The organism is Streptomyces anulatus (assembly GCF_014650675.1).
GTDB lineage: Bacteria > Actinomycetota > Actinomycetes > Streptomycetales > Streptomycetaceae > Streptomyces > Streptomyces anulatus.
This window is the reverse complement of the sequence record NZ_BMVK01000024.1, coordinates 89,938-99,846: the sequence shown is the minus strand read 5'-3', so window position 1 is coordinate 99,846 and position 9,909 is coordinate 89,938. Positions and strand designations below refer to the sequence as shown.

The 9,909-nt window shown below is 67.3% G+C and carries 10 protein-coding genes and 1 pseudogene; 4 read left to right on the top strand and 7 right to left on the bottom strand.

The annotated features are described in order from the left end of the window. Positions 1-705: 705 nt before the first annotated feature. Both IE272_RS35960 and IE272_RS35955 read right to left on the bottom strand, forming a co-directional pair. A complete protein-coding gene (locus IE272_RS35960) occupies positions 706-2,685 on the bottom strand; it encodes a fibronectin type III domain-containing protein (protein ID WP_190009903.1) in 1,980 nt (659 codons plus the stop codon). Positions 2,686-2,989: 304 nt separating this feature from the next. Next, positions 2,990-3,256: pseudogene (locus IE272_RS35955) on the bottom strand (Ku protein); the annotation flags it as partial. 121 nt (positions 3,257-3,377) lie between these two features. Between IE272_RS35955 and IE272_RS38960 the strand changes: the two are divergent. From IE272_RS38960 to IE272_RS35935, 4 genes are all read left to right on the top strand, one after another. After that, on the top strand, positions 3,378-3,809 hold the full coding sequence (locus IE272_RS38960; RefSeq protein ID WP_229897981.1) for a hypothetical protein: 432 nt from the start codon (positions 3,378-3,380) through the stop codon (positions 3,807-3,809). Between the two features lie 138 nt (positions 3,810-3,947). Continuing rightward, complete coding sequence (locus IE272_RS35945) at positions 3,948-4,343, top strand: hypothetical protein (RefSeq protein WP_190009901.1); 396 nt, start codon at positions 3,948-3,950, stop codon at positions 4,341-4,343. A 365-nt stretch (positions 4,344-4,708) separates the two neighbouring features. After that, positions 4,709-5,335: a hypothetical protein gene (locus IE272_RS38955; protein WP_229897979.1), complete on the top strand. Its 627-nt coding sequence runs from the start codon at positions 4,709-4,711 to the stop codon at positions 5,333-5,335. A 90-nt stretch (positions 5,336-5,425) separates the two neighbouring features. After that, positions 5,426-6,100 carry a hypothetical protein gene (locus IE272_RS35935; protein ID WP_308433892.1) on the top strand — a complete coding sequence of 225 codons (675 nt, stop codon included), beginning with the start codon at positions 5,426-5,428 and terminating at the stop codon, positions 6,098-6,100. 105 nt (positions 6,101-6,205) lie between these two features. Here the strand turns inward: IE272_RS35935 and IE272_RS35930 are convergent, their stop codons facing one another. The 5 genes from IE272_RS35930 to IE272_RS35910 all read right to left on the bottom strand — a co-directional run bounded on the left by IE272_RS35930 (position 6,206) and on the right by IE272_RS35910 (position 9,870). After that, positions 6,206-7,051, bottom strand: coding sequence for a serine hydrolase domain-containing protein (locus tag IE272_RS35930; RefSeq protein WP_190009899.1), 846 nt, complete (start codon positions 7,049-7,051; stop codon positions 6,206-6,208). Positions 7,052-7,067: 16 nt separating this feature from the next. Continuing rightward, a complete protein-coding gene (locus IE272_RS35925) occupies positions 7,068-7,472 on the bottom strand; it encodes a thiol-disulfide oxidoreductase DCC family protein (protein ID WP_190009897.1) in 405 nt (134 codons plus the stop codon). A gap of 61 nt (positions 7,473-7,533) precedes the next feature. Continuing rightward, a complete protein-coding gene (locus IE272_RS35920; RefSeq protein WP_229897977.1) occupies positions 7,534-8,037 on the bottom strand; it encodes a hypothetical protein in 504 nt (167 codons plus the stop codon). Positions 8,038-8,329: 292 nt separating this feature from the next. Next, positions 8,330-9,346: an HTTM domain-containing protein gene (locus IE272_RS35915; protein WP_190009895.1), complete on the bottom strand. Its 1,017-nt coding sequence runs from the start codon at positions 9,344-9,346 to the stop codon at positions 8,330-8,332. Beyond that, positions 9,343-9,870, bottom strand: a complete 528-nt coding sequence (locus IE272_RS35910) for a DUF5819 family protein (protein ID WP_190009893.1) — start codon at positions 9,868-9,870, stop codon at positions 9,343-9,345. The genes IE272_RS35915 and IE272_RS35910 overlap by 4 nt, the downstream gene beginning before the upstream one ends. Positions 9,871-9,909: the final 39 nt, after the last annotated feature.

Below are 9,909 nucleotides of genomic sequence, written 5' to 3'. Positions count from 1 at the left end.
GGCCCAGCCCAAGATCGCGACCGCCCGCCGCCACTGCACCTGGGCATGGGGATGAACGGGCTGAACGCGGCGACTGGAAAGGGCACAATCCGGAACGGGCGCCGCGCGCCCCGTCCTGTCCGGGTCTTCCAGGACTCGGACCGTGGTCGTGGACCGAGGCCGATTGTCCTACGGGGCGGACCGAGGAGCGGAGCGGGAGGCCCGGTAGGAGTTCCAGTCGGCGTGCCCTCCGGTGCCCAGGACGGCGCCGCGGGAAGACCTCGCCCCGCCAGAGTGGGCCCGTAGTTCGCGGCGGGTGGTCCGGGCGACGAGTGCCTGGAACAGGGGCCGGAGGTGCTGGCACCAGCGGAGCCCAGGCGGGGCGTAGATGTGATGCTGCTGAAGATCCAGACCACGGCCTTCGCGCTGATCCTCTACCTATGTGACGGAGCACAGGATCAGTCGAAGGCCGCCGTCCGCTGAACTGCGAAAACGCCGATCAGGTGCGAGCCGCTTTCGACGCCGGACCTTAAGCGACAAGCCGATCTTGTCCTACGAAGCGATCAAGTTGCGTGTCCCAATCAGCGTTCGAGTCGTCGCGGGGCTCCTGTCGGCCAAGTTCTTTGAACTTGCAAGCGGCGACAAGCTCACAGCCACGCCCGGGACTCCTGGGTTCCCCGATCCTACGAATGATCAGATCCGACGCGCTTGAAGGGTAGGACAAGCTCAGACGCGGTCCTGGAAGACGGTGTACCACGGGTATGTCCCCACGACGGTGCCGTCGGCCGTCACGGCCTCCAGCGTGTAGAAGTACGTGTTCCCCTTCGTCGCCGTGGCGTCCTGCCACGTCCGGGAGCCCGCTGGGAGCAGTCCGTCGTGCTGGGGCTCGTATGTCTTGGCCGCCGGGTTCCACCGGCTTACACGGTAACCGGAGACCGCGGCGCAGCGGGTGGTGTCGGTGCACTGCCAGTCGACGGACGGACGAGTGGCCGTACGGTTGTGGCCCAGAGTGCCGAGGCTCCAGTCCCGGGTGACGGTCACGGAGGGCCGGACGTCGAGTTCGGTGACCTCGGCCACGGTGACCTTCGGGTCGCGCGGGTGCAGCGTGTTGCCCCAGTGGTCCTTGGCCACCACCGCGTACACGTGCGTCTCACCGTCCGGCAGGTTGCCGCAGAGGATCGCGAGCCAGTTGCTCGTACCCTCCGAGCAGGTGTCGGGGCCGAGCCACTTGACCGTGCCGTCGGCCTGCCGGACGCCCTTCCACACCACGTACTCGTCGATGTCGTCCTCGGGTGAGGCGGCCCAGTCCACCAGCATGCCGTCGTTGCGCGGGGTGACCTTTACGCCGGTGACCGGGCCGGGCGCCACGGTGTCGCCGGTGCGGACGACGAGCGGGGCGGAGTACGCCGACTCGTTGCCGTACGGGTCCACCGCCGTGACGGCGTACGTCACGTACGTGTTCGCGGGCATGCCCATGTCGTAGCAGTTGCCGCCGTTGGCGGCGTCGTCGCTCTGTTCCGCGACGCAGGTTACCTGGGTGCGCGCTGCCGGGTCGAACGTCTTGCCGGGCGAGCGGTACACGCGGTAGTACCCGCCGTTGTCGTAGTCCTCGGAGAAGCTGTCGGGCTGGTGCCAGTACAGGTCGGTGTAGCCGGGGCGGGCGACGACGTTGAGACCGGTCGGGGACTGCGGTGACATCCGGTCGACGCCGTCGCTGGTGACCGACGCGTACGCCCCTGGGTTGCCGGCCGCATCGAGGGCCCGGACCCGGTAGTACGTGTTCTTGTCCACGGCGCCATCGGTCCGGTACGACGTCGCGGTCGTCGTACCGCGCAGCTCGAACGGTCCGGTGGGCACGAGCGAGGCGTACACCTCGTACTTCGCCGTGTCGGCGGCCTTCTGCCAGTTCAGGGTGTCGTACCACCCGTCGCCGGTGGTGACCACGAGTCCGGTGGGGGCGGCCGGCCCGGTGCGGTCGATGGTCGTCGCCGTCACGTCCGGGCTGCCGGTGGACTCGCGGCCTGCCTTGTCGACGGCGCGGACCTCGTACAGAAAGGTCTGGCCGGTGGCGGGCGGGGCGTCGGCGAAGGACCGGGTGGTCAGCAGGGACGTCCCGCTGACCTTGGCCCAGCTGGTGGTGCTCAGTCGGCGGTACACGCGGTACCCCGCGAGGTCCATCTCCTTGTTCGCGCTCCAGCGCAGGGTGGTCCTGGTCGTCGCCCCGTCGTACGCGGCGGTGAGGCCGGTCGGGGCGAGCGGCTTGACCGTGTCGACGGCGGCCTCGGTGCGCGGGGTGTACGTGAAGGCGGCGTTGGCGACGCCGGTCCAGGCGACGTAGTCCACGCGGATCGTGTGCTTGCCTGCCGGGATGGTCAGGTCGACGGTCTTGCGGGCGGTGGTGGAGACGTTCTTCCACAGGTCGATCTTCCGCACACCGTCGACGTAGACGCGCATGCCGTCCTGCGTGGCGGCGGAGAGCCGGAAGGGTCCGCCCGAGCCGAAATCACGTTCGAGGGACCAACGGACGGAGAAGTTGTCCTTGGGTAGCGTGACGCCGGCCGGGTCGCCGCGCCCGTAGCTTTCGCTGATGGCGGTGTCGCAGGCGGTGCGCTTCGGCGTGCCGCTGAAGGTGGAGTTGCCGAAGTACTGCGCCTTCCAGACGGGAGAGATGCAGGTGACCGCCGCAGTGGCGGGGGCGGCAGTCATCAGGCCGCCGGTAGTAGCGAGCGCGGCTATCGCGGCCAACGCGGACAGCCGAGTACGAGTTATCACAGAGAAGAGGCCCCTTTCGGACCAAGGCAGATCACAAGAAGAGTGAGACGCCTGTGTGACTCGCAAGCCAGAGGCAGGGTTGTCCAGACTCACGCACGTATTCTCGGGCAACGTGCCAGCCCCTCACCTGTAACGGTGTGGCGTCGCCACACGGGCCGGAAGCCACCCGCACTTCCGGCTGGCTGGTAGACCGCGAGAACGGACTCGTTTACGCCCTTGCCGCCTGACCCGCCCGCCCGCTCCGCATGGCCGCCCTCCACTTCATCGAGTGCAGCACGTTCGCCCCTTCCCGGACTCGCAGCAGGCCCAGGCGCTCGCGCCCGTGCCACGCGAACTTCGCCACCGCGACCTTCGAGGACCGCTCCAGCGCCTTGCGCAGCAACGCGTCCGGCTTCGCGGCGACCTGCCCGTCGGCGGCCAGGTAGTAGGAATCGCTGATCCGCACCGGATCGATGCTGTCGGCGTCGACGAACGCGGCGATCTCGACCGCCTTCGCCGTCGGCAACTGGTTCCCCCGCGTATGCCAACCGGAATCGTTCGCGCAGCTGCTGGGGAAGCGGCTGAACATGACGCCGGACCTCGAGGTCGGGCGGCTGAGCACGGAGTAGATCGCCGACCTGGCGCTGATGACCATGGCCCAGGCTCCCGCCTACGCGGGTACGGCCCGGCTCGTTGCGCTGATGGCCACCCTTCCCGTGCCCAGCGAGGAGCCGCAGGACTTCTGGTTTCAGCTGTGGCAGGCCGCCGACGACCCGATCCTGCTGCCCGCCAACCTGCGGCACCTGCTGCTGAGCGCTGTTGACGGCGACGGCGCCGCCCTGGCCGACCAGCTTCTGAGCGTGGTGGCGGAGATGAGCAGCGACCAGCGCACCGCGGCCGCCGAACTGATCGGTACGGCGATCGGCATGGAGTTCCTGAGCGGCTACGAGGCCGGCTACGTCGGTGAGCTGTGGCTGCGCGAGGTCGAAAGCGCGGCCTGGCAGATCATGCACGCCTACAGCGGCCGCAGCACCTGGGGCGACCAGCCGGAGTTTCTCCAGGCGTGGAAAGACGCCTGAGCCCAGAGAAGGAGAGAGCAGCGGGACGACCACGCATCGGCCTACTCCTGACGAGCCGTTGCCGGGCTGGACGACCAGCCGGGCGGTCCAGGGGTCTACGGTGAGCACCTGGTCCGTATCGGCCAACTCATCCCGGCCGTGCTGTACATGCACGTCATGGACCGCCGGGGCCTCGCGGCCGCGCACAATGCCGACCGCCAGGACCTCGTCGACTCCCACGTCGCCAGCGTCGCGCGGGAGTGCCGCGACAACCTCCTGGAGACAGCAGTCGTCCTGGACGCGCTCGCCCTGTGCCACGGACACGGCAGCTACCTGCCCCGCCCCTACCAGGAGACCAGCACCCCGGTCCCGACGGACGTGGAACTGCGCACCGACGCCTCGGACGTCGCCGACCAGGTCGTCCACCACGACCATCAGCACGAGACCAGCACGACCGGCGACCTCCCCGCCCGGCTGGAGAACGGCTGCACTGACAGCCAGCGGGACGCGGTCCGCGCCTACGCCCGCCGGGAGTGGATCACCTCACCGCCCTGATGTACGCCGCCGGATCAGGCCCCATCGTCCACCAGCACCATCCACCACGCCCCGGAAGGCCCGCATCATGACCGAGAACCACCCCACCGGCCAGAACTCGACCCCGCACACGTGCCCGGCCTGCTACTTCTCGCCACTTTCGCCGCCACCGTTCGGACGCCTGGCCAGCTCGAGCAGCTCGCCCACCTGGACACTCTCGTCGGTCTCACCGGCCTGATCCTCACCATTGCACCTCGAACTGGCCGCCGGTGAAAAGGAATCACCCCCACCGGATGCAACCATCCGAGCTTCACATCTGTCACACACAACACCCACATGCCGTCGTGTCCCCACCGCCCGGCAGCTCCCGCGACAGGCAGGCATGCATGACCGACCCTCAAACCGCCCCGGACAACGGCCCGAAACAGCCCGCCGAGGACAGTGCCACCCCACCGATGCCGGACATACCCCCCGCAACCGAGCCTGTTGCGGCCCCCGCGGTTTCCACGAAGACGTCCTGGCGCAGGACCCTGGCCACGCTCCTTGTCGGCGCAGCAGCCGGTGCGGCGATTGTCGGCGGAACCTGGTACACCACCAGCTCGAACGGCGGCGACAGCAGCAACGACAAAGCCGCAACCGGAAGCCCGGCTGCGGACACCGTCAACACCGAAGCTGAAGCCGACGGGACGTTCACCCTCGAAGGCGAGTTCACTCTCACCGAAGAGGCAGTCAGCGACGGCATCGGCGGCTGCGAGGGCAGCGGCGGGTACAGCGACATTCAGCTCGGTACCTCCGTCACCGTGTACGACGCGGCAGGAACTGTCATCGCGACTAGCGCCCTGATCCTGTCCGAGTTCGACGAGGCGGCGGGGTCGTGCACGTACGACGTGTCCGTCGAGGACGTGCCGGCCGGCGAGGACTTCTACCAGGTAGAGGTCTCCCACCGGGGGAAGCTCCATCTGCCTGCGGAGGAAGCGAAGTCCGGGTCGTTCTCCGGATCGCTGGGCGACTGAGGTGCGCACCGCATCCGCCCCCTTTTCGGCCCGGCGACGGACCGCCCCGCACCACATCACCGCATCCCGCACACCCCACCAGGAGTCACTGTGACCCAGCCCCCGTACGGCCAGCCCCAGCCCGAGCAGCCCCAAGGCCCCTACCAGGGACCGCCCCAGTGGCAGGGCGCCCAGCCTGGCCAGCCCCAGCCCGGGTGGGGTCAGCAGCCGCACCAGGGGGCACCCGGCGGTTTCCCCGGCGGGCCCGTCCCCCCGCCCAAGCAGTCGTGGGTCGCCCGTCACAAGGTCCTCACCATCGTCGGCGGTGTGTTCGCGTTCCTCATCGTCATCGGGATCGCAGCCGGCGGCGGCGACGACTCGGCCGACACCAAGGCCGACACAGTCGCGGCCGCCCCCGACAAGGCTGACGCGAAGCCCGCCGCACCGGCCAAGGACAACGAGGCCGAGAAGCCCGCCTCGGAGGACAAGCCCGTCCCGAAGAAGCTGTCGCAGGCCGACGAGTTCAAGGCGTTCATCAACGAGAACGGCACCGCCGCGGAGAAGGCCGCCGCCAAGCACATTGTGAAGGTGCAGGGTGCCGATAGCGACAATGGCATTCTCGACGCCGCCGACGTCTACACCGACTACCCGGGCGGCATGATGGGCCCGCACCAGGGTGACGGAAAGCTCCTCGCGTCGGCGTTCGCCGACTGGAAGGACTCCGAGAACGGCCTCGTCACGATTTACGACAAGGACGGCGAGCTCCTCTCCAACGGGAACTACTGACCCGCCCGGACTCAATAGGCCCGGCAGCCTCCGTCCGCACACTGGTCGGGGGCTGCGTCGTACGTACCGGACCCCTCGGTCCCGGGCCTGGGAAGTGGGCGCGGTTCAGGTTTCGCCAGCCGATCCAGTCACAGCGTCTCTCAGGACCCGGGCGGCCGTCTCTTCCGTTGGCAGTGCGTGTCCAGACAGGCGGTGGACCATGACCCAGGTGCCGTCGTCCATGGCACCCGCGAAGACGGAGGCGCCTCGGGTGGCACCGTCGTGCCAGCGGAGCCGTCCGGTCGTCTGCCAGGATGGCGCCGGTTCACCCAGGCGTCGTTCGACGAGCAGCCTGGTGACGAGGTGAGCGGTATCACGAGGGGTGGCCCATAGCCCTCCTGCCGGGAGGATCGCGCCGCTCATGGTCCAGGGGCGTAAGCGTCGGCCCAGGAAGCCGCGTCCAGCCAGTTGGTTGCCCGGTGGTGGGTTCGAGGTGATCGCGGTGAGGCCCAGGGGCGCGAGCACATGCTCATGGAGCAGTTCCTCGTACTCCGCCCGCGCTGCCGAGGCGAGGGCGGCGCCCAGGAGGGCGTAGCCGAGGTTGGAGTACTCCGCTTCCCGGCCGGGGCTGCCTGTGGTGAAGGAGTCGAGGTTCCGTACTACTGAGTCCAGGGCTCCGGCGTCGAAGTCGGCGTAGGGGTCGGTTCTGCGTAGGTGGGGTGGGATGCGGGGCAGGGCCGCGGTGTGTTCCGCGAGGTGTCTCAGGGTGATGCCGGTCCCGGCGGGGGCGGGAAGGAACTGTTCGAGGGGGTCGTCCAGCTGGAGGGTTCCGGTGGAGGCCAGCTGGACGAGGAGGGTTCCGGTCAGTGGCTTGGTGAGTGAGCCGATCTGGACGAAACGGTCGAGGTCGTGGCCGTGGCTGGCCTGCGGCGCGTGGGAACTGCTGAGTATGCAGAGGGGCACTTGGGGCATGGGGGTGCTTGTGCTTTCAGTTGTGGGGGCGGGGCACGGCGCAGGCTGCTGTACCGCCCGGCATCCGCTGCCGGTTCCTGGCCACCCACCGGTAGATCAGGTTCGCCGCCGGGCGGATCAGGGGGAGCCGCAGGAACCGTCCGACGCCCCGGTAGACGCGGGCTGGGGAAGATGCGAGAAGACCGGCCAGGGCGGCGACCCCGCCGGCGCTTACTCGGTCTCCGTCGAAGAGGAGAACTTCCCGGTCCAGGCGTTCCAGGTGCGGTTCGGTCAGCTTTGGTGGAAGCATCTGCCAGGCGACCGCCGCTGTGCGGGGGTTGGCCCGCAGCTGGATCTGCCGGACAGTGGCCTGGCAGAAGCCGCAGTCACCGTCGAAGGCGAGCACGGTGCGTCCTTCTGCGTCACTGGTCGCGGTGTTCATGACGTGCCCTTCATCGCTGGGCCGTTCTCGGGGTGTGGAAGCGCCGGCGGGTACGTGGGCCTCACATCAAGGGTGACATCCAGTCTTCGAGGACTGCTTCGCGCTCATGCGAGTGCAGGACGTCGGACGGCTGATTGTCCTGCCACCACTGCGTCAGCAGGGCTGGTGTGGCGCTGCCCCGCACGAAGTGGGAGAGCAGACCGAGCGAGAGGTCGACCTCTCGCTGGGTGTACGCGGTGGCCGCGCCTGAGAAAACCGGCGTTTCGACGCGCTGTTCGTCCCGGGCGCACACCACTGCGGTCATCATCGACGGGCCGCCGGGGCCCCAGGCGTTCAGTGCTGCGGCGACGACGCTCGTCACTCGGGTCGCCCACCGGGCGGCAGATGAACGGACCGGAACATCCAGGACTTGCAAGTCTGCAATATCGGTCCAGGGCCACGCTTGTTGCTGGACGCCTTCACCGATCGAGAGCCGGGCCGGGAAGAGGAATACACCGGGGTCCTCCTCCGTCGGAGGCGAGCCCAGGCACACTCTGTCCTGTTCTATCCAGAACAGGCCGATCATGCACCCTTGCCGGTTGGGCCCGCCGTCCTGGGGCAATGGCGTTTCCATTCTTCAACTCCGTTTCTCGGTCACGGACGCGGGTGTGTCATCGTGGCGGTGGATCGCCGTCCGATGAGACCGAACGCCGGTGGCTCCTCCTCGCCGACCGGAGTCGCTCGGCGGTAAGGTGAACCAACGTTCGGTCCCACGCTGTGGACCGACACTAAGCAGCCCGCATGACCGCGTGACCTCATTCTGGCCACCACAGGCCAGCGGGGCGCCCAAGGCGGGTTCTCAGGCGCCAGGCAGTTGGCTACCCCGCTTTCCCAGACGCGACAGGCTCCGGGGAGGGGTATTCTCCGCTCCCGGGATTTCCGCCAGCCGACGACTGTTCGAGCCTGTGGGAGCGGGCTTTCTGGAGCCGCCCGGCCCCATAGGCGACGGCCTCCTCAAGCCCTCTGCTCAGGAAAATCAGATCGCAGGCCACCATGGTCAGAGCGAAGCCGGTCAGCCCCATGAGTAATCCGATACCGAGGTGGAACCCGATAGACATGACCGCAGCCCACGGCCGTAGGGCAGGCACCAGTATTCCCAGTGGAAAGTAGACGAGGAAGAGCACCGTTACGTAGGTCCCGGAGAAGACCAGAAAGTCGTTCTCATACACGAGGTGCGACAGTGAGGGGAAGCTGAACTCCGGAACCCTGAGGACATAGAAGAGGGCGGTGCCGTCCTGCCACATTTTCCCTTGGACCTTGTAGAGGCCGCTGACCACGTATACTAGGCATATTTGGAGTGCGATGGCGAGTACGCCGAGATTGTGCAGCGGCGTCGCTGTCGCACGAATCTGGCCGGGCAGGCGGTTTACCATCTTCGCACCTATCCCACTGGGAAAAGAGAAGCGGTCGTAGCAGCGTGTCAGAAGGAGCATAGGGATGACGAGGTAGGCAAGGTTGTCCCCGCCATCCAGCAGGACCGTCTGGCGCTCATATATTGACCACAGGAAAACCCAGTGGATGGCCAGGCCTAGCCGTCCCCCCACCCCGAGCATGACCAGAAGTGCGGCGATGAGTCCCAGATGGAATACGATCTGGAACCAGGCTTCGGAAGAACTGACGGCGTAAAGACTGAAGGAGCCGTTCTCCGCGACTCGGTCAGTGAATTCCTGCCATGGCAGAATACTAGCGGGGCCGAACAGGAATGCGCGGTCACCGTACTGACTGATGTAGTACATGAGGCCGACGAAGCCGAGAAGAACCCGGGTGCCCGATGCGCCAACCACACTGACCGGACTCGACGACCACCCGTCGATCTTTGTGAGGATCCTCCTCATGTGAGAGTTCCAAACTCTCTCCAGGACAGGTCCTGATATTTGGTAGACCCCTTGGCGGATTCGTTCTTCCGTTGGGACCACGGCGGCAGCTCATGCACGTAGACACGCACCTGTACGGCAGCTGGACGGCCGGCGCGCACACCCGGCATCTGTGTCAGGGAGTACCGGCTCAGGAACCTTTCAGCTTGTTCCCGGGACGTCTTCTCGTACGGCAGGAGCGGGAGCTGCTTCTTCTTCGCTTCCTTTTCGGTGTCGCGCAGCCGCTGGAGGACCGGGTCACTGCTGTCCAGCTGCATAACGGCCCCACTGACCAGCCGGTTTATACGTGGCGGGAAGAAGCGGTCGCCCTGGACCTTTTGAACGTGCGGGCCGGTGACATCATAGAAATCGGTCACCGCGCCGTCGGCGCATCGGGCACGGGACAGAATTCCGCGCTCGTCCGAGAGCGGGTCCGGGGCAAACAGCATCCAGTTCTGAGCCATATAGGGCTGCATTACGTCGTTGACCTGGCTGTAGTACTTCACCTTCGTCGGAGTCAGAGGCATGTGGGCGTGACATTTGAC